We start from the raw sequence: 19,767 nt of genomic DNA, 5'->3' as shown, positions 1-19,767 counted from the left end.
AAGCATCCAAATCCTATAACAATCCTTAAAAATCCTGTAAATTTTTCTTACAGCTTATTAATAATTTTACATTATAACATTAAACTATTAAAATCATGAAAAAGTTATTATTAGCCGGAAAAACCATTTTAGGAGCAGGACTACTTATATTATTCCTTCAATCTTGTAAAAACGAAACAAAACAGGAAGATCCAAAAGAAGTAGCAGAAGATGCGAACGAAGCAAAATTCGATTCAATCGACAGTAAAGAAGATGATTCTGAATTTTTAGTAGATCAAGCCGAAATTAATTTAGCTGAAATCGAAATTGGCAAACTGGCTCAAACGAAAAGTACCAACGCTGAAGTGAAAAAATTTGGTAAAATGCTTGTTGATGAGCACACTAAATCGGCTTCTGAAGTAAGTGCTTTAGCAAAAGCGAAAAACTTTACTCTGCCAACTTCTTTAACTGAAGAAGGTCAAGAGGAATACAATAAATTGAACGAAAAATCAGGTGTTGATTTCGATAAAAAATTCGCTGATATGATGATTGACGGTCACGAAAAAGCAATCAAGAAACTACAAAAAGCTTCCGAAGACGCACATGACCAAGAGGTAAAAACTTGGGCTTCTAACAATATTGCAGGTTTAACAGCACATTTAGAACACGCTAAATTGCTAAAACAAAACCTAGACAAAAAGTAAAATAAATTTAATTGGTTATTATTTATTTTTTGAGATGCAATCCCGAAGTTTCGGGACTGAGATTCTAAGATTCTATTGAGTATCTAAGAACCTCAAATCTTTGCTAAATTACCCCTCAAGAGTTGAATTGCTTGAGGGGTTTTCTTTTTTTAAGATGCTAAGGTTCTAAGATTCTGAGATACTAAGCTTTTTTAAGTGCCTTTAAATCTTAATCTCTTGCCATGTTTTAATAAATATAGCCAAGATTCTAAGCGGCAAAGCAAAAACTTAGCACCTTAGAATCTTAGCATCTTAAAATCATTTTCCCGCTTGCTTCTGCAAGTGCTCTGGATATCTTGATCCTTCAATTGTTATTTTTGAAGCTGCGTTTTCGATTTCTGAAAGATCTTGTACTGAAAGTTTTAACTCTACTGCGCCAAGGTTTTCTTCTAAACGATGCAGTTTTGTGGTTCCTGGAATTGGTGCAATCCAAGGTTTTTGAGCCAAAATCCAAGCAAGTGCAACTTGTGCGTTTGTTGCACCTTTATCGGCAGCAATTTTTGATAATAAATCTACTAAAGCTTGATTTACTTTTCTGGCTTGTGGCGTAAAACGAGGCAAAGTATTTCTAAAATCAGTACTATCAAATTGTGTGTTTTCATCAATTTTAGCTGTTAGAAAACCTCTTCCCAACGGACTAAAAGGCACAAAACCAATTCCTAATTCTTCTAAAACTGGAAAAATTTCTTCTTCTGGAGTTCTCCACCAAAGTGAATATTCACTCTGAAGCGCAGTAACAGGCTGAACTGCGTGCGCACGTCGTATGCTTTCTATACCAGCTTCTGAAAGTCCAAAATGTTTTACTTTTCCTTCTTGAATCAAGTCTTTTATAGTTCCTGCAACGTCTTCCATAGGTACATTCGGATCAACACGATGCTGATAATACAAATCGATTACATCTGTATTTAATCTTTTTAACGAACCTTCAACGCTTTTTCTAATCCATTCTGGACGGCTGTCTAATCCTTTTTTAGAATCGCCTTCCAAAAATCCGAATTTTGTTGCAATTACAACTTTATCGCGAAAAGGCGATAATGCCTCTCCTAATAACTCTTCATTCAAAAATGGCCCGTAACATTCTGCTGTATCAAAAAAGGTAATTCCTTTTTCGTAAGCCGAACGTAACAAACTTATCATTTCATTTTTGTCATGAGCTGGTCCATAACCAAAACTCATTCCCATGCAGCCAAGTCCTAATGATGAGACTTCTAAGCCGCTATTTCCTAGTTTACGTGTTTGCATATTTTTTAAAGTTTCTAAGGTTCTGAGATGCTAAGATTCTAAGTTTTTAATCCTTTTAGTTAAATCTTCTTATTTATTATTTAGTAAATATGCTAAGATTCTAAGCGCAAAAGAAAAAACTTAGAGTCTTAGAACCTTAGCATCTTAGCATCTTATTTAAGCGAAGCCATATCAATTACAAAACGATATTTGATCTCTCCTTTTAATAATCTTTCGTAGGCATCGTTTACATCGTTAACGCCGATTACTTCTACATCTGCTGTGATGTTGTGTTCTGCACAGAAATCAAGCATTTCTTGAGTTTCTGCGATTCCACCAATATTCGAACCTGAGAAACTTCTTCTTCCCATTAAAAGACTAAAAGAAGTAACAGGAAGCGGATCCATTGGAGCTCCAACTAATGCTAATGTTCCGTCTACTTTTAATAAATTTAAATACGAATCGATATTATGCTCAGCCGAAACGCAGTCCAAAATAAAATTTAAGCTTTTAGCATATTTTGCCATTTGTTCTGGATCTTTCGATAAAACAACTTCATCAGCTCCAAGACGTTTTGCGTCTTCGAATTTAGATTCTGAAGTAGTAAAAACTACTACATGTGCTCCCATCGCTTTCGCTAATTTGATTCCCATGTGCCCTAATCCTCCGATACCAACTACACCTACTTTTTGACCAGGACCAACTTTCCAATGTTTTAAAGGAGAATAAGTTGTAATTCCTGCGCATAATAAAGGAGCAACAGCAGCAAGATCTAATTTGTCTGAAATATGCAGTACATAGTTTTCATCAACGACAATACTTTGTGAGTACCCCCCAAAAGTCTGCCCACCCAAATGAACATCAGGAGAATTGAAAGTTAATGTATTTCCTGGATCACAAAATTGTTCCAAACCTTCCTTGCAATGCTCACATTCTCTACAAGAATCTACCATACAGCCAACTCCTGCTAGCTGACCAACTTTGAAGCCTTTTACATGATCTCCAACTTTAGTCACACGCCCTACAATCTCGTGGCCAGGAACAATCGGATAAATAGTGCCATGCCATTCATTTCTAGCAGAGTGCAAATCTGAGTGACATATTCCGCAATACAAAATCTCAATTTCAACGTCATGTGCTTGTACTGCTCTTCTTGTAATATCTAAGGTTTTTAATGGCGATTCGGCAGCTTCTGTACCAAAAGCTTTAATACTTTTTGTTTCCATAATTTTATTTATTGTTATTGTTTTTTGTTTCAAGTTTCAGGCTAAAACCGTTAGGAAATTGCAATAGAGATCTAGCTAATTTATACTGATTTACAAATAGTTATATAAATTTCGATTATTTTAATCTAATCAAAAAATAAAACTATTATAAATCCGTAAAATCTGCTTAAAAGACTCTGCCCAATAATTTTTGGGATAAAATCTTAGAATCTCAGAATCTTTGCGTCTTAAAAAGAATAATATTCCTCATCAGTAACACTGTCCAACCATGTTCCAGAACCTTTGTCTACTTCTGTGACAATGGTGATGTGAGAATATCTGGTTTTCGGAGTTGCTCCGTACCAATGCTCTACACCTGGTAAAACTGTGATTACTTTTCCTTTTTCGATAAGATTAATTTGCCCGCCTCGTTCTTGGTAATATCCAACTCCATCGGTTACAATGATTAATTGCAGACTTGCGTTACTGTGCCAGTTACTTCTTGCTCCAGGTTCAAAAGAAATATCTTTAATGACAGTATTTTCGGGATGAATTTCGCTTGTCTGCTTTTTATATGACACTTCGCCTGTCATATAAGTATTTGGAATTTTACCTTCTTCGATTACAGCAGTGAAATGTGTCGACATAATTTCGTTGTTTTTAGGTTAATAATTAATTTTAAAGTTGTTATTATTTCAGTGAAATAATCAGTACAGCGAATCTCTTTGCAGAAGGAGATTTTGATTTTTAGCAATACTTTAAAAATTTATATTTTTCTACTATCAAAAATTTTAAAACTAAATAGTAAAGCTGGACATCGCTTTTGTGAAGTATTATTTAGTCATTTAAAAACTGATACAAAGATTCGTTGTTTATTTCAGGGCAAATGTAGAACAATACTACAATGCCGAAATAACAATATTCAAACAAAAAATTAAGAAATTGAAACAATTTACATTCGAAGTGATTTTGGAATCGTTCCTGTAAGTCTTTTGAAGTAATTATTGAAATAACTTGGATATTCAAATCCTAGCGAGTAACCAATATCAGAAATGCTCCAATCAGTGTGCTGCAATAAAGCTTTTGCTTCGTTGATGACTCTATCGGTAATGTGTGCCGTAGTTGGTCTTCCTGTAATTTCTTTTACAGAACGGTTTAAATGATTTACGTGTACAGAAAGACTCTGGGCGTAATCCTGAGGTGTTTTTAAAGCTAAAGGCTGATTTTTAGTCTCTATTGGGAATTGTCTTTCTAATAATTCTAAAAACAAAGCAGTGATTCTCGAAGAAGCATTTTTATGTTTGAAGAAGTTCTCTGAAGGCTGCATTTTCATTGATTCATGAATAATCAAATTGACATAACTCCGCATTAAATCGTCTTTGAATGCATAATCGGTTTCATATTCTTCAATCATTTTCCGGAATAATGAATCGATAAACACTTTTTGTTCAGGAGTTAACGTAAAAATTGGCGTTCCTCCTATTTTGAACAAAGGTGATTCCTGAAGTGTTTCTGATCGGTCTTTGGTTTTAAAAAACTCTTCCGTAAAAACACAGGCATAACCTTCATATTTCTCAGAAATTGTTTCCCAAGAATAAGGAATAATCGGATTACCAAAAAACAGAATCGTTCCGTCGGTTTCTATTCCGCGGTCAGCGTATTGTATGACACTTTTACTGGTGTTAATGCAGATTTTATAAAAGTCTCTTCGACTATAGACGGGAACTTTACTGAAATCTCCATTTATAGGATAAACTTTAAAACCTTTCATCTTCAAATCTGAAGTAAAATCGCAATTCTGAGTTTCTGTTTGATTATTCATTTTGCAAAGTTATGAAAATCAAACATTATTCTTTTGTTAATTTTTTGTTTCGGTTTCAGGTTTAAAGTTTGTTAGTTTAACCGCAAAGGGCGCTAAGGTTTTTCGCAAAGTTCGCAAAGTCTTTTTTAAAAGAAATATATTCGTAAAGTCGCTAAGACACAAAGTTTTTCTTGGATTGCCTCCAGTTTTAACTGGAGGTTTAAAATTCAAGCATAAAAAAGGCTTTAGCCAAACTAACAACTGTTTGGCTAAAGCCTTGATATTATTACAATCTATTTCACATCCAGCTAAAGCTGGACGCAATTCATTTACAATAAAAAAACTTGCGAACTTTGCGTAATTCTTTGCGCTCTTTGCGGTTAAAAAAAACTACTTTACTACAATAACACCATTCTTTAATCCTTTCGCGGAAGCAGACAAAACAGCTTCTTTCGCATTTTCATCTTTCTTAATAATGATTTGCGCATATCCATTAAAAAGCTTTCTTTTCCAAGATTCTGCTGGTGTTATGACTTGAATAATTCCTGGATCTGTATTCATAACATCCCAGTCTTTTATTTTTTGTAATGGCGTTGCGGCAATGTGAATTATATTTTTTCCTTCTTTTAAAATAGTTGCATTCAAAATATATTTTTGCGAATCTTCTTTACTTGGTTCTACTTTATTTCCGTTTACAAAAACGACTGTTTCTACTCCTATTTTTTTATAAAAGAAACTCACCACATTCGAAGCTGAATTATTTTTCAAATCAAATTCACCTTTATAAATATACGATGGCGCTTGTTTTTTATAATCACGGTCTTTAAAAGCTTGCGTCCATTCATTCTCTGAAAAATCAGGTAGTTGTTGTGGTAAAGTCGCATTTATACTTTTCTGTTCCTTAAAATTATTTATAGCAACTAATATTATGCCATCAATAAACTGATCGCTTTCTAATGAAGTTGGATCTCCATTTCCAACTCCTAAAATTTTTCCTCCTTTTATAGAAAAGGTGATTTCATCGTTCGCTATTGGAATATGCAAGCCATTTTTATCTGTTGTTTCAACCGTTAAAACGGAAACATTTCCTTTCAATACATTTTCTTTATCTAAAGACAATTTGATGTTTTCTGGTTTTCCAGTAGTCTTCTGAACATCAGTCAAAACCTTTTTACCATTTTTATATCCAACAGCTTCCAGAGTTCCTGGAGCATAATTTACTTTCCATTCTAAATGTCCGTTTTGCTCCATTTTCTTTTTCCCTAAACTCTTTTTATTGAGAAAAAGTTCTACTTCATCACAATTTGAATATGCCCAAACATCAATTTCTTTGCCTTCCATTCCGCTCCAATTCCAATGTGGCAATAGATGTAAAACTGGTTCTTTTCCCCACCAAGATTTTAGATAAAAAACATTGTCTTTAGGGAAGCCGCAAACATCCATCATTCCGAAATAAGAAGTTACAGACGGCCAACCGTAAGGCGTTGGTTCGCCACGATAATCAAAACCTGTCCAGATAAACATTCCTGCCAAATAAGGTCTTTCAGCATAAAATTTCCAGCCTTCTTCTATACTATAAAAAGTTGGTCGAGGCTTTTTATCATAAGCACTTTGATAATGTTTGGCGTCATCTGTAAAATAAATTCCGCGTGTTGCAAAAGTCGAACCTTCTTCGGTTCCCATTCCTGGCTGCTGTTTAAACTGATTTCTGTGTGCGTCAATATCTCCGTTTCCTAAATAATTATAGCCCATAATTTCGACTACATTAGAAATTCCGCTTTTAAATCCACTACTAATTCCTACTGTTACGGGTCTTGTCGGATCAATACTTTTGCTGAAATCCTGCATGATATTAGTAATTCTTTCACCAGTAATTCCGCCTTCAATTTGCCATTCTTCATTTCCAACCGACCAGCAGAAAATACACGGATAATTGCGGTCGCGCTCGATCATTCGCTGCAAATCATTCAAATGATAATCATTAATTCCCATTAAACGGGTTTCATCAATAACCAACATTCCTAATTTATCGCAAGCTTCCAATAATTCTGGCGTTGGCGGATGATGCGAACAACGATACGCATTAGATCCCATTTCTTTCAGTTTTGCAATTCTGTAATACTGAATTTCATCTGGAAGCGCTGTTCCAATTCCTGCGTGATCTTGGTGGTTATTTGTTCCTTTTAATTTTACATGTTTTCCGTTAAGAAAAAAACCTTGTTCAGGATTAAATTCAATCGTCCTGATTCCGAAAGAAGTTTTATAACTATCAATTACTTTTCCTTCACTTTTTATTTCTGTAATTAATTGATACAAATTTGGCGAATCAAGATCCCACAAAAGCGGATTTTCTACTCGTAATTTTGAACTAAAATTTATGGTTTGATAAAATTCCGGAGCCAACACATTTTCAGACGAAATCGCAACTTGCTTATTTTTATTGTCTAAAATGGTTTGCACAACTTCAATCGAACCTTTAAATTTTCCATTATTTTTGATCTTTACATCTGCCGTAACTGCGGCATCATTTCCTACGAGTTCAGAAGTGACATAAGTTCCATTTTGAACTACGTGAATCGGATTTGTTTTCTGCAAATAAACGTGTCTGTAAATTCCAGCGCCTTCATAAAACCATCCTTCTTCCATCGAAGCATCAACTCGAACAACGATTGTATTTTCTCCGCCATAATTAACGTAAGCCGACACATCATATTCAAAACCATTATAACCGCTTTCTTCAGTTCCTAAATAAAATCCGTTAAAAAAAACTTTTGAATTTCTAAAAACGCCATCAAATTTTAAAGAAATAATTTTTCCTAAATCCTCATTCGGAATTGTAATTTTCTTTCTGTACCAGCCAATACTTTTCTCAGGATAATTTTTTCCTGCTGCTTTAAATCCGTGGCTGAAGCTTGCGCTTTCGCTAAAAGGCTGTTCGACTGCCCAATCGTGTGGCAAATCTAATTTTCTCCAAGCACGATCGTCAAAGTCTTTTGCGGCTGGCCCATCGCCAAATCCCGTTTTGGTTAAATAGGAAAAATATCCTTCGACATGTCCGAAATCTTTTTTAGTATCGTATAAATGTCCGAGTGAAAATCGCCAATCTTTATCAATTAAAATAAGCTCTCTACCCGATTTGTTTTGCGCACAAAGAGGAATCGAAAATAGAATTAAAACATAAAGAATTGTTCTCAGTAAAAAAGTGGTTTTCATAGGTTTGGTTGTTAGTAAAATCAAATAGTTATAAAAATAAAGCTTTTAGAGAAAAAAGATTAATAGTATTTTATCAAAACATGATAACTCATTCATATCAAATACTTCTAAAGCAGGTTTTAAAATTTAGAATGAATCTAATGACTTCAGATTGAAAAATGATTTTCTTTTGATGTAATTTTATATTTAAAATCATAAAAAGCTATTATATTATGAGTACTATTAGTAACGAAAATAGGCTCCAAAGTACTTTTAAAAGCCTCGATCATAAGATTAACAAACTTAATGATCAGAAGATTACTGCTTTTTTTGAATCTTTAGGATTATTAGAAAGAAAAGATGTTCCGAAAGACTTTTTGAATTGGGAAAACATTTTAATTGTTGTTCCAAATCGACATGTTTCGCACGAACTGAAATACTATAAATATACGATTTCACGAATTTCATTTTTAACAAATCCTTACGCAGATCAAATTCATATTTATGATCTCAAAGATTGGAAAAGCGCATCGGGAAACAAAACGCAGTTTCAGATTAGAGAAATGCTGAAAACGAGTTTTGGAGGTGTAAAGAAAGTTATCAAAGAGTCTTAAAACAGAATTAAAAAAAGCCTAATCATTACGATTAGGCTTTTTTATTTTTAAGACGTAAAGTTCATTTCTCTTAAATCAATTACTCTACAAACAAGGTTTTTATTTTATCTTCTAAAGCCTGTCCGTGGATATTTTTTGCTACAATAATTCCGTTTTTATCAATTAAAAAGTTTAATGGAACAGCTTGCAACATATAATCGCCAACTACCGGAGATTGCCAATATTTTAAATCACTAACGTTTGTCCAAGGCAATTTTGCTTTTGCGATTGCTCCCGTCCATAATGGCTTTTTCGTATCCATAGAAACACCATAAATAGATAAGTAACCAGCATATTGATTGTGTAATTTTATCAATAAAGGTTGCTCACTAATGCAAGGCGCGCACCAAGAAGCCCAAAAGTCAACTAAAACCCAAGTACCTCTTAAAGAAGATAATGCTATTTTTTCTCCTCTTGCATTTGGAAGATCAATTTCTGGAGCAATATCTCCAACATCGACACCTACAACTTGTGCTTTAGAACTGGTAATTACGCAACATAAGAATGCTACGATAAGTAAAGTTTTTTTCATGATTAAGTTTATTTAATAAATATGGGGCTGTTTTAGTTTCTCGCAATTCTGACAGCTATCACGATTACGAGATTTTTCTAAAAACAAATATAATTTTTCTTTGACAAAATCCCTAAGCTTAATAAAAACTTTCTCCAATCCTATCATAAATTTATCCTAAATCTTATTTCCTTAATTGGTATATCGGGAAAAGTCGATATATTTGTGCCATGGAAACGATCGAAATTTTTAAAGCATTATCCAATAAATCCAGATTGCAAATGCTGGTATGGCTAAAAGAACCCGAAATTAACTTTCCTGGACAGCTTGAACATGCCGGATTTGAGCATGGTGTCTGTGTTGGACAGATTCAAGCTAAAGCTGGTTTAACACAATCCACAGTATCCGAATACCTGTCTATTTTACAGCGCGCCGGTTTTATCGAAGCCAAACGTGTTGGACAATGGACTTATTATAAACGTAACGAAGGTGCCTTTGAAGCACTCAGTAAATTAATTCAATCTAATTTGTAAAATTACTATGAGTACAAACAACCTGTTTTCTGAATTTAACTTAAAGTCGTTAAATCTTAAAAACCGAATCGTAATGGCGCCAATGACGCGCTCTTTTTCTCCTAATGGAGTCCCAACTGATGAAGTCGCAGCTTATTACCAAAAAAGAGCTGAAGGTGAAGTTGGATTAATTTTATCTGAAGGAACTGTTATCGAAAGAAAATCTTCTTCTAATGATGCAAATGTTCCTCACTTTCATGGCGATTTAGCTTTAAACGGATGGAAAAAAGTGATCGACGAAGTTCATGCTGCAGGCGGAAAAATGGGACCGCAAATCTGGCATATGGGAATTATGGACAACCACCATTCTGGATGGGTTCCGCCAGTTCCTTTTGAAGGGCCGTCTGGATTAAACCGTCCTGATTTTAGAAATGGTGTTGCCATGTCTGAAAAAGATATTGAAGAAACTATCCTTGCTTTTGGAAAAGCTGCTGCCGATGCTAAAAGATTAGGTTTTGATACTATCGAAATTCACGGTGCGCACGGTTATTTAATTGACCAATTCTTTAGAGCTGAAACGAATTTACGTGAAGATATTTACGGAGGAAAAACTCTTCCTGAACGTAACCGTTTTGCAATTGAAGTGATAAAAGAAGTTAGAAAACAAGTTGGAAATGATTTCGCAGTTATCATGCGTTTTTCTCAATTTAAACCTTCTGATTATAATTATAAATTGGCTAAAAACCCACAAGAATTGGAAGCTTGGCTTACTCCTCTTGTTGATGCTGGTGTTGATATTATTCACGCTTCACAACGTCGTTTCTGGGAACCAGAATTTGAAGATTCTGATTTAAACTTTGCAGGATGGGCTAAAAAAGTAACTGGAGCACCAACAATTACTGTAGGTTCTGTTGGGCTTTCTGGTGATTTCTTTGGTGCATTTGCAGGAGAAAGTTCTGAACCAACTTCTTTAGAAGAATTAAACAGACGTTTCGACAGAGGCGATTTTGATCTGGTTGCTGTTGGAAGACCTCTTTTATCAGATCCAAATTGGGTTGCTAAAATCAAAGCTGGAAAAACAGATGAGTTGAAAGGTTTCAGTAAAGAAGCTTTATCACAATTGGTTTTAGAATAATTTTTTTAAGATGCTAAGACACTGAGATTCTAAGTTTTTTCTTTGATATCGAAAATTCTTAAAATAAGAAAGGGATAAACTTAATCGTTTATCCCTTTCTACATTTGTAACTAACAAAAATTACAAACTCTAAAAAAATCTTTATACTGTTGCTGTCTTTTTATTTTGAAACTTCTTTACAAGCCAATTTCTAACTGGTTCATCGTATAATTTCAAACATACAAAAGCCAATATTATGCTTACAATTAGAACTCCAATTCCTTCCAAATATCCTTTTTCCATAGTTACTTTATTATCTACAACCCATGCTGTAAACCAATAAATTAAAGGATAATGCGTAATGTAAATTGGATATGAAATATCACCTAAAGCTTTGCAAATCTTAAGCGATAAATCGTTTTTAATTTCTCCTCCTGCTCCTATCGCAACAATTAATGGAAAAATCAAAATAATACAAACTGATTCGTAAATACCATTCATCCAAAGACTATTTTCATCTCCAAATCTTGGCAATGCTAAAACAATCGTGATTAAAATACTGCAAATCCAAAAAGCATTTTTTACATGGATTAATTTTCCTAAACGGCACAATAGAACTCCTGCAAAAAACGGATACAATAAACGAGTGAAACCCACATTCATTTGTTCCAAATTCAATGACCATCCGCCGATTACATCACCTTTTGGTCCAAAAACAGTATAATTGATTAACAGTCCGGCAAATATCAATACAAAAACTGACATTACTTTATTCGAAAATTTACGGAAGATTAAGGCGTACAAGATATTTGCAATATATTCGAAAAAAAGTGTCCATGCCGGACCATTTAAAGGATGCATTTCTCCCCAACCTCTAATTTCTAACGAAGGCGGGATTGGCAATAATGTAAATCCTATTACCATGGTTAAAATAACTTTCCAAACTTCCATTCCTCCAATCATTGGAAATAAAATATCTGAAGCTTGAAAATAATAAAATATTGCCCCGATTATCATTCCCATGATTACCATTGGCTGTAAACGGATTAATCGACGTTTGTAAAATTCCCATTGCGTCATTTTTCCCCAGCGATAGTCATACGCATAAGCGACAACGAATCCAGATAAAAGGAAAAAGAAATCAACAGCAAGATATCCGTGGTTTATAATTTGCACAAAACGATTTCCGCCTGCGAAAGCTTCAAAAATATGAAAAGCAACTACTAAAATAGCGGCAACTCCACGCAGTCCGTCCAGAATTTCGTAATGTTTTTTTGGTTTAATATTCATTCGGTTGATAGTTTATTGTTGATAGTTTGAATTTGATCCCGAAACCTCTAGATTAAAAATTGAAATTTAATCTATTGGTGATTCTTCAGCCATTCTGCTCTTCTTTGGTCTGGAAGATGTTTTACGGTAAAGTTTTCGAATTTCGCCTCAAATCCTTTTCCATCTGGAGAAGCAGCCATTAAACCAACCATAACTGGCGTATTATCTTGCAAAGGCGCATTTCTAGTCATGATGTAGTTTTTATCGTCAAATGAATAGAATATTTCAACGGCATCTAATCGTCGAACGGCTTTAATCCAAATAAAAGGAGGTACTTTATCTAGAGTTGTTACGCTCCAATCACTTTTATCGTGTGTTACAACGGTGCTAACATTAAATTTTCCATCAACAAACTCTACTCCTGTTTTGATGTAATTTTTCTCATCAATGCGGATCATTAATCCCATTTGATCAAAACGCGCGATGTAGTTTCCAGTTAATTTTACTTTTGCTTCGAATTCTCCACCATAATTGGCGTAGTAAAAAGGCGCGTCGTCAACTGTGAATCCGTAGTGCGAAATTCTCCAGTAATCGCTGTTTGCAGTAACATTCATAATTAATGCATTGTTTTTAATTTCCCATTTTTCAGGTTCATTAAACCATTGCATTTTATTCAAGCTTTGTGCTGAAAGATTTTGAAATAAAAGAAATAAAGTTCCAAATAATACTATTCGTTTCATAAAATATATTTTTAATAGATGTCAAAACTTTAAACATCTAACATTTTACATATAAAGCAAAGCTGCAAATTTTGACACTTGCAGCTTTACAAACCAACCAATTTTTAGAAATAAAAACTTATTTAAGTGAAAAATTCACTTTAGATTTTATATCTGTTGATGAAGCACCGATGATTGCTTCAAAGTCACCAGGTTCTGCAACCCAGTCATGTTTTTTATCGTCGAAGAAACTTAAAGCCGCTTTATCAATTGTAAACGTAACTGTTTTTTCTTCACCAGCTTTAAGAGCAACTTTCTCAAAACCTTTTAATTCTTTTATCGGGCGAGGCAATGAAGATTTTACGTCTGTAATGTACAATTGCACCACTTCAGAACCTTCTCTGCTTCCTGTATTTTTCACATTAACAGAGAATGTAATTTTATCTCCAGCGTTAATTTGTTTTTTGTCAGCTGTTACTTTTCCGTAAGCGAAAGTCGTGTAGCTTAAACCATGTCCAAAAGAGAACAATGGTTTGATTTTGTTTTTGTCAACCCAACGGTATCCAACAAAAATTCCTTCGTTGTATTTTACCTCATCTCCACCAGGAAATTCTCCTAAAGCGTGAGCTCCGTTATCAGCTAATTTTACTGGGAAAGTGAAAGATAATTTTCCTGACGGATTCACATCTCCAACCAAAACATTTGCCAAAGCAGTTCCAGCTTCAGTTCCTAAAAACCATCCTTGAACAACTCCTGGAACTTCTTTAATCCAAGGCATAGCAACTGCATTTCCAGAAATATTTACGAAAACAATGTTTTTGTTCACTTTCGCTAATTCGCTGATTAATTTATCTTGACCATACGGCAATTCTAAATGTTTACGATCGTGTCCTTCGTCATCTTGATTTTCACTTTTGTTCAAACCTCCAATGAAAAGAACGATATCTGCATCTTTAGCAATTTTCAAAGCTTCTGCAGTTAATTCTGCTTGCGGGCGTTTTTCTTCTAAACTAACTTTAGCAATAACGCCATTGTAATTACTTGTTGGATCTCCAACATAACCTCTTGCATAAACGATTTCAGCTTGATTTCCGATTCTTTTCTTTAAACCTTCAAGCGGTGTGATTTCGTATCTTGCTTTAAGCGAAGAACTTCCTCCTCCAACTGTCATCATTTTAATAGCATTCTCTCCAATTACGGCAATCTTTTTAGTTTTTGAAAGATTGATTGGAAGGATGTTATTGTTGTTTTGCACTAAAACAATTCCTTCCTCAGCTATTTTACGACCAGCAAGAGCGTGCTCTTCAGTTCCAAAAGATCCGAAAGGACGATTTCTATCCATTGTAGTCAAAAAAGATAAACGTAGAATTCGACGTACTTTTTCGTCTAATTCTTTAGTCCCAATTTCTCCTTTTCTGATCATTTCAGAGTATGGTTTTGCTAAATAATAGTTATCATAAGCATTGCTTGTTCCCCAAGAAAGACCGTTTGTCCAAGAACCAAACTCCATATCCAAACCATTATGAATCGCTTGTTTAGTATCGTTAACTCCACCCCAATCTGAAACTACAACTCCCTTGAAACCCCATTCTCCGCGAAGAATATCGTTTAACAAATATTCATTGTGGCAACATTGCTGTCCTTTATACTTGTTGTAAGATCCCATAATTGACCAAACATCACCTTCTTGAACTGCAGCTTTGAAAGCAGGAAGATAGATTTCGTATAAGGCGCGATCGTCAACAATTACGTTAACTGAGTTACGGTTTGTTTCTTGATTGTTTAAGGCAAAGTGTTTTACGCAGGCAGCAACTCCATTTGCTTGAACTCCTTTAATATAAGGAACCACCATTTTTGCAGCCAAAAACGGATCTTCTCCCATATATTCGAAATTACGGCCGTTTAATGGGCTTCTGTAAATGTTTACACCAGGTCCTAATAATACGTTTTTGTTACGGAAACGTGCTTCTTCTCCAATAGATTTACCATATAAAGAAGCCAATTCTTTATTCCAAGTTGATGAAAGTGCAGTAAGTGCTGGGAAAGCAATACAAGAATCGTTTGTCCATCCGGCTTGATCCCATTCGTCCCATTTTACTTCTGTACGAATTCCGTGTGGTCCATCGGTCATCCAGTTTTCTGGAATTCCAAGACGTTTAACGCCTGGAGAACTAAATTTAGACTGCGCATGAATCATGGCAATTTTCTCATCGGTAGTCATTCGTTTAAGCGCATCTTCTACACGCTCTTCAATCGGTTTTTTATCATCTAGATAAACTGGAACTTTGTTCTGGGCATTTGCTCCCAACGAACTTAGTAAAAGTAAAACAACAATTGTTTTTACGTTTTTTAACATAACAGTAATAATTAAAGCATTAGTTAGATAAAATTAGAAAGTCTATTATAAAAACTTTTTCTATCATATTGTAAAACTAAAACGTTATCGTTAACGTTACATTTTTAGATAGAAAAAAGTAGTGGTTTAAAAAATTAAAATATTGATTTACAAATATTTAAATTAAAAATTATATCAAAAAAAGTAGTAGTTTTAAAATAAACATTTACGCTTTTAAAGCCATAGAACCGATTTTCATCACCATTTCTTCAAAATCATTTCGTGAAACTGCTGCTTTATTTCGAGCTCTTGTACGATAGTTGTAAATTGTGCTTAAAGAATAACGTAAAAATGCGGCTATTTTAACACTGTCTGTAATTCCGAGTCTGATTAAGGCGAAAATTCGAAGTTCTGTATTCAGCAATTCATTTTGCTTTAAAACAATTTGTTCTTCTGAAATTAATAAGGCATTGAAATCTTTGACGAATGTTGGATATAAATTCAAAAAGATAATATCGAAGTTCTTGTACAATTCTTCTAATTCATTATCAACCAAAGTAGTTGACTTTAATATTTTATAAATTTCGTCGAATTGTTTTGCCGTAGCTTTTTTATTTAAAATAATGCGGTAATTCTCCAGCTTGTTGATGTAAGTTGAACAAAGACTGAAAAAATGTGCAATATATTCTTCCTTAACCAAATTAGATTCAGACAATTGCAAGTTGCTTTCTTGAAGCTGACTGTTAGTTTCAGTAATATCTTTATTTAATTCTGCTAGTTTCTGACTGGTTTCATACAATTCTGTTCGAATTCTAGAAACCTTTTTCATTTGTTTATAAACGTAAATAATTGCAACCAATAAAAATAGAGAAAGAAGGCTAATGCAAAGCAGAGAAATCTGTAAATCGCTTTTTCGCTGGGCTTCACGCTCTAAATAAACAGTATTGATAATCGAATAAACTTCTGACATCAATAAAGTTCTAAACTGAACATTGCAATACAAAGCATCCTCAATGGCAGATTGCGTCAATTTGTACGCCATATCAACATCGCCGATTTCGTAAAAAACTAAAGCTAATTCTTGTAATGAAGCATTGTCTTTATTGGCATTTTTAATATCTGAGGTGGCAGAAAGCGCGTAGTATTTTTTTCTAGATTCTAAATCATGAGTAACTTCTGCTATTTTTCCCAATAAATAAGTAATCATCGCATATTGCGGACTTTCCTCTTTTGTTTTATTTAATAAAGCTAATAATTGCTTTTTCGGATCAGTGTATTTTCTATTAATAAAAATATCTTGCTGAATTCGATTAATTTTATAATCTAACGTATTAGGATTTAGAATGTTTAGTAACGAATCTCGATATCTTCCAATCTGTTTTCTGTACTCAGGACTATAACTGTTAGCGGCATAATGTTCGAAAAACTCACGATAGGAAATGTAATAATTTGGAAGCAATGAAGCTGCTAGACTTTTTTTATTAATGCTTTTTAAAAGAGCTTCAGATTCGCGGTATTTTCCTGATGAAGAATAAAGCGTTACCAATTGCAATTGCGCTAAATTAAAAAGTTCTTTGTTCTGAAGTTCTTCAGCAATTTTAAGGTTCTTTTTTACATATTGAATAGCCGAATCTGAGTTTAATTTCTGATATTCGAAATACAATGTTTTGTTATAATTGTACTCCTGCTCTTTCGTAAGATTATCAGATTTTATTTTCTTGAAATTCAGAATTCGTTCTTCTTTAATCTTTACATAATGCTGTTTATTTTTGATCGCTTCGTTCAATTCTTTTAGAATAACCTCTGTACTCTCCGATGCAAAAAGCGGAAAGTTTAGTATAAGAAACAGAAATAAGCAGTATTTTTTCAAAGCGATTTAATATAAGGAATTACAAATATAGCAAAGCGAAAATATAAAAATTGAATTAATTTAACAGTGGTTAGAATCAACCAAAATGAATGTTATTTACTTTTATGATATTTAAAAATAAGACAGCAAAATAGGTTTTGTTATAAATAAAATGATTTCGAAATGGAATAAACCAAATCGAAATCATCTATTAAAAAGTTGTTTTTCAAAATTATAAATGTGCTGCAATCGGCGCAGACAAACAGCTTTCCGGGATATTAAAAGCATTTACCAAAGCGACAGCATCTGGACGAATATCCCAACAAAGCTGATTTACCATTTTACGAACTGCTTTGGTTTTTACCGCTTCCATATAACCGTCTTCTAAATACCAAGCTTTATTTTTTTCGATCTGAGAAAGCGCATACAACTGATTCAATTTCGTCAAAATAGCTTTCGCTGATTCGTCTTCAATTTCTTTTATAGCGATTTGAAATTGCTCTAAAACTATCCTTTCTAAATATGCCTCAGCCACATCAATCATTTGGTGTTGAACCACATTAAATGCGTCATAAGGTTCTAAACCGCTATCTATTAATTTCTTAATACGTCGTGCTGCAGAAGCCAAAATTGTTTTTTCTCTGTGAACAAAAGCCTGAAGATGAAATTCTCCATCTAACAAATGTTCATCATCTGTTCTTCTGGTTGCAATTGGATTTTTCTCAGAAATAGCTGTTTTTGCATTTTCATAAACATAATTAATGATTCCCAACGATCCCATTTCTCCAAATGACTTTCTGAATTCTGCTAAACGGTTTTTTGCCACCAATTGCATCAAAACTGTATTATCGCCTTCAAAAGTCGTGTAAATTTCAGTGTCATTTTTAAGCGCATCAATTCTATTTTCAGATAAATAGCCTTTCCCTCCGCAGGCTTCTCTGCATTCCTGCAAAATATCTCTCGTGCTCCAAGTTGAATACGATTTCATTCCCGCCGCCAACGCTTCGATTTCTTGCATTTCGGCTTCGGTTTTGTTTAAAAATCTCTTTGTTAAATATTGAAGCGCAAAATGGACAGCATATGTTTTAGCCAAAGGCGGCAACAATCTGCGCTGATGCATTCTGTAGTTTAAAATTGGAACTTCAGAACCTCCTTCTGGTCCAAATTGTCTTCTTTGATCGCTGTAGCGGATGGCAATCGTCAACCCAGATTTCGCTGCCGCTAAAGCCGAACGCGGAATTCCGATTCTTCCTCCGACCAAAGTTCCTAACATGGTAAAAAATCGTCTGTTATCACTCGGAATCGGACTTTCAAATTCTCCTTTATCATTCACAGAAGCAAAACGATCCAGCATATTTTCTTTCGGAATCACGACATTGTCGAAACTAATAGTTCCGTTATCAACGCCGTTTAATCCCATTTTATGGCCACAATCGCCAATTGTCACTCCATTTACCACCTTTCCATTTGGATCTCGTAACGGAACCACAAAAGCATTTACACCATAATCATGATCGTCAATAATTAATTTTGCAAAAACAGTTGCCATTTGTCCATGAACTGCTGCGTTTCCGATATATTCTTTTTGAGCATTTTTATTTGGCGTATGAATCGTAAAAGTCTGCTCTTTATGATTGTAAGTTGCTGTTGTTTCCAAGCCTTTTACGTTCGATCCGTGATGCGTTTCTGTCATCGCAAAACAGCCAGGAAGTTTCAGCGAACCAATATCTTTTAAATATTTAGCGTAATGTTTTTCTGTTCCTAAAGACTGAACGCTCATTCCCCAAAGTCCGAACTGAACACCAAATTTAATTACCAAACTCAAATCGTGGTAACTCAGCGTTTCCATAATGGCAAAATAATCTTCGATATTTCCTCCTCCACCGTATTCTTTCGGGTAAGCCATGCTTCCTAAATTTTCATCGGCTAGAATTTTACACCATTTGTAAACTGTTTGTCTGAAAACATTAATATCGGTTGAAGTTTCATAAGCAAATTCAGGTCTGGAAATTACCGATTTTACTTTTTCAATTATCGCAGCTTCTTTTCCGTCTAATATTTGAGTAATTTTCTGAATGTCAAAACTTGCATTAGTATGAGAATTTGCTGTAAAAGAACCCGCTTTTGTCTTGAAGTTTTGAAGTGCTTCTTCGCCTAAAATTCCTAAATCATTTTCCAGTTTTTTGAAATCTGACTCGATTGGAGTTAAATCCAAATCGCTTCCTGAAAGTGCTTTTGCAATTTCAAAAATCGACTTGATCGAAGATGTATCTTGAATACTGCTTTCAATATCCAATTTCCATTGTGTGAGTTCATTTCGCGAAGGCGGATTCGAAATATCTGTTTTAGAAAGCAAATATTCTTTTTCTTCTTCTGATAAAACATTTAAGGAATTTATGAACTCTTTTAAGGTTGCAAATTCTTTCTGAGTCAATAAATCATCTGACCACACTAAATAAAATAATGGCGTAAAGGCTTGAAGTTTGGTATTTTTCATATCAATAGTATTCGGTTTTTAATAGTTTTTTTAGCCACGAATTGCTTCGCCTGTTCGCTGTTGCTCGAGTCACGAATTATTTTAAAATAAATATAAAAAATTCGTGAATTCGTGGCTATCCCTTTTTTCGCTTTATCGCATAAAAAAACAGGAATGAAAAATACTCA

Annotated in this window: 15 protein-coding genes; 4 read left to right on the top strand and 11 right to left on the bottom strand. The window is 34.1% G+C overall.

Features of this window, described 5'->3' with window-relative positions; genetic code table 11:
- Nucleotides 1-95 precede the first annotated feature (95 nt).
- Complete coding sequence (locus QLQ96_RS14640; protein WP_482491345.1) at nucleotides 96-683, top strand: DUF4142 domain-containing protein; 588 nt, start codon at nucleotides 96-98, stop codon at nucleotides 681-683.
- Nucleotides 684-980: 297 nt separating this feature from the next.
- Here the strand turns inward: QLQ96_RS14640 and QLQ96_RS14635 are convergent, their stop codons facing one another.
- The 5 genes from QLQ96_RS14635 to galA all read right to left on the bottom strand — a co-directional run bounded on the left by QLQ96_RS14635 (nucleotide 981) and on the right by galA (nucleotide 8,162).
- Nucleotides 981-1,964 carry an aldo/keto reductase gene (locus QLQ96_RS14635; RefSeq protein WP_482491344.1) on the bottom strand — a complete coding sequence of 328 codons (984 nt, stop codon included), beginning with the start codon at nucleotides 1,962-1,964 and terminating at the stop codon, nucleotides 981-983.
- Nucleotides 1,965-2,116: 152 nt separating this feature from the next.
- Nucleotides 2,117-3,169, bottom strand: coding sequence for an NAD(P)-dependent alcohol dehydrogenase (locus tag QLQ96_RS14630; RefSeq protein WP_482491343.1), 1,053 nt, complete (start codon nucleotides 3,167-3,169; stop codon nucleotides 2,117-2,119).
- Between the two features lie 227 nt (nucleotides 3,170-3,396).
- Entirely contained in the window at nucleotides 3,397-3,795 is a 399-nt protein-coding gene (locus QLQ96_RS14625; protein WP_379695047.1) for a cupin domain-containing protein, read from the bottom strand.
- A 305-nt stretch (nucleotides 3,796-4,100) separates the two neighbouring features.
- Nucleotides 4,101-4,970 carry a helix-turn-helix domain-containing protein gene (locus tag QLQ96_RS14620; protein ID WP_482491342.1) on the bottom strand — a complete coding sequence of 290 codons (870 nt, stop codon included), beginning with the start codon at nucleotides 4,968-4,970 and terminating at the stop codon, nucleotides 4,101-4,103.
- A 369-nt stretch (nucleotides 4,971-5,339) separates the two neighbouring features.
- Nucleotides 5,340-8,162 (bottom strand): beta-galactosidase GalA, encoded by a 2,823-nt coding sequence (gene galA, locus QLQ96_RS14615; protein ID WP_482491341.1) that lies wholly within the window; start codon nucleotides 8,160-8,162, stop codon nucleotides 5,340-5,342.
- A gap of 212 nt (nucleotides 8,163-8,374) precedes the next feature.
- Between galA and QLQ96_RS14610 the strand changes: the two genes are divergently transcribed.
- A complete protein-coding gene (locus QLQ96_RS14610) occupies nucleotides 8,375-8,755 on the top strand; it encodes a hypothetical protein (RefSeq protein ID WP_482491340.1) in 381 nt (126 codons plus the stop codon).
- A 79-nt stretch (nucleotides 8,756-8,834) separates the two neighbouring features.
- On the opposite strand, the gene QLQ96_RS14605 is transcribed toward QLQ96_RS14610, so the two are convergent.
- Nucleotides 8,835-9,326, bottom strand: a complete 492-nt coding sequence (locus QLQ96_RS14605) for a TlpA family protein disulfide reductase (protein ID WP_482491339.1) — start codon at nucleotides 9,324-9,326, stop codon at nucleotides 8,835-8,837.
- Nucleotides 9,327-9,535: 209 nt separating this feature from the next.
- Between QLQ96_RS14605 and QLQ96_RS14600 the strand changes: the two genes are divergently transcribed.
- Both QLQ96_RS14600 and QLQ96_RS14595 read left to right on the top strand, forming a co-directional pair.
- Nucleotides 9,536-9,838: an ArsR/SmtB family transcription factor gene (locus QLQ96_RS14600; RefSeq protein WP_482491338.1), complete on the top strand. Its 303-nt coding sequence runs from the start codon at nucleotides 9,536-9,538 to the stop codon at nucleotides 9,836-9,838.
- 7 nt (nucleotides 9,839-9,845) lie between these two features.
- Nucleotides 9,846-10,952, top strand: coding sequence for an NADH:flavin oxidoreductase (locus tag QLQ96_RS14595; RefSeq protein ID WP_482491337.1), 1,107 nt, complete (start codon nucleotides 9,846-9,848; stop codon nucleotides 10,950-10,952).
- A 141-nt stretch (nucleotides 10,953-11,093) separates the two neighbouring features.
- On the opposite strand, the gene QLQ96_RS14590 is transcribed toward QLQ96_RS14595, so the two are convergent.
- The 5 genes from QLQ96_RS14590 to QLQ96_RS14570 all read right to left on the bottom strand — a co-directional run bounded on the left by QLQ96_RS14590 (nucleotide 11,094) and on the right by QLQ96_RS14570 (nucleotide 19,600).
- Nucleotides 11,094-12,221: an acyltransferase family protein gene (locus tag QLQ96_RS14590; RefSeq protein WP_482491336.1), complete on the bottom strand. Its 1,128-nt coding sequence runs from the start codon at nucleotides 12,219-12,221 to the stop codon at nucleotides 11,094-11,096.
- A 71-nt stretch (nucleotides 12,222-12,292) separates the two neighbouring features.
- Entirely contained in the window at nucleotides 12,293-12,940 is a 648-nt protein-coding gene (locus QLQ96_RS14585; protein WP_379695063.1) for a DUF1349 domain-containing protein, read from the bottom strand.
- A 118-nt stretch (nucleotides 12,941-13,058) separates the two neighbouring features.
- On the bottom strand, nucleotides 13,059-15,275 hold the full coding sequence (locus QLQ96_RS14580) for a glycoside hydrolase family 3 C-terminal domain-containing protein (RefSeq protein ID WP_482491335.1): 2,217 nt from the start codon (nucleotides 15,273-15,275) through the stop codon (nucleotides 13,059-13,061).
- 205 nt (nucleotides 15,276-15,480) lie between these two features.
- Entirely contained in the window at nucleotides 15,481-17,124 is a 1,644-nt protein-coding gene (locus QLQ96_RS14575) for a DUF6377 domain-containing protein (RefSeq protein ID WP_482491334.1), read from the bottom strand.
- A gap of 211 nt (nucleotides 17,125-17,335) precedes the next feature.
- On the bottom strand, nucleotides 17,336-19,600 hold the full coding sequence (locus QLQ96_RS14570) for an acyl-CoA dehydrogenase family protein (RefSeq protein WP_482491333.1): 2,265 nt from the start codon (nucleotides 19,598-19,600) through the stop codon (nucleotides 17,336-17,338).
- Between the last annotated feature and the right edge of the window lie 167 nt (nucleotides 19,601-19,767).

The sequence above is a fragment of the Flavobacterium sp. B167r genome (genome assembly GCF_056824315.1).
The sequence above is the reverse complement of the archived record's forward strand: the minus strand, read 5'-3'. Positions and strand labels throughout refer to the sequence as shown.

Excerpts from the sequence above, each read along its gene's own strand:
- QLQ96_RS14625 (WP_379695047.1), bottom strand. The coding sequence starts at position 3,795 with ATGTCGACACATTTCACTGCTGTAATCGAAGAAGGTAAAATTCCAAAT.
- galA (WP_482491341.1), bottom strand. The coding sequence starts at position 8,162 with ATGAAAACCACTTTTTTACTGAGAACAATTCTTTATGTTTTAATTCTA.
- QLQ96_RS14620 (WP_482491342.1), bottom strand. The coding sequence starts at position 4,970 with ATGAATAATCAAACAGAAACTCAGAATTGCGATTTTACTTCAGATTTG.
- QLQ96_RS14570 (WP_482491333.1), bottom strand. The coding sequence starts at position 19,600 with ATGAAAAATACCAAACTTCAAGCCTTTACGCCATTATTTTATTTAGTG.
- QLQ96_RS14610 (WP_482491340.1), top strand. The coding sequence starts at position 8,375 with ATGAGTACTATTAGTAACGAAAATAGGCTCCAAAGTACTTTTAAAAGC.
- QLQ96_RS14640 (WP_482491345.1), top strand. The coding sequence starts at position 96 with ATGAAAAAGTTATTATTAGCCGGAAAAACCATTTTAGGAGCAGGACTA.
- QLQ96_RS14635 (WP_482491344.1), bottom strand. The coding sequence starts at position 1,964 with ATGCAAACACGTAAACTAGGAAATAGCGGCTTAGAAGTCTCATCATTA.
- QLQ96_RS14605 (WP_482491339.1), bottom strand. The coding sequence starts at position 9,326 with ATGAAAAAAACTTTACTTATCGTAGCATTCTTATGTTGCGTAATTACC.
- QLQ96_RS14600 (WP_482491338.1), top strand. The coding sequence starts at position 9,536 with ATGGAAACGATCGAAATTTTTAAAGCATTATCCAATAAATCCAGATTG.
- QLQ96_RS14580 (WP_482491335.1), bottom strand. The coding sequence starts at position 15,275 with ATGTTAAAAAACGTAAAAACAATTGTTGTTTTACTTTTACTAAGTTCG.
- QLQ96_RS14595 (WP_482491337.1), top strand. The coding sequence starts at position 9,846 with ATGAGTACAAACAACCTGTTTTCTGAATTTAACTTAAAGTCGTTAAAT.
- QLQ96_RS14630 (WP_482491343.1), bottom strand. The coding sequence starts at position 3,169 with ATGGAAACAAAAAGTATTAAAGCTTTTGGTACAGAAGCTGCCGAATCG.
- QLQ96_RS14590 (WP_482491336.1), bottom strand. The coding sequence starts at position 12,221 with ATGAATATTAAACCAAAAAAACATTACGAAATTCTGGACGGACTGCGT.
- QLQ96_RS14585 (WP_379695063.1), bottom strand. The coding sequence starts at position 12,940 with ATGAAACGAATAGTATTATTTGGAACTTTATTTCTTTTATTTCAAAAT.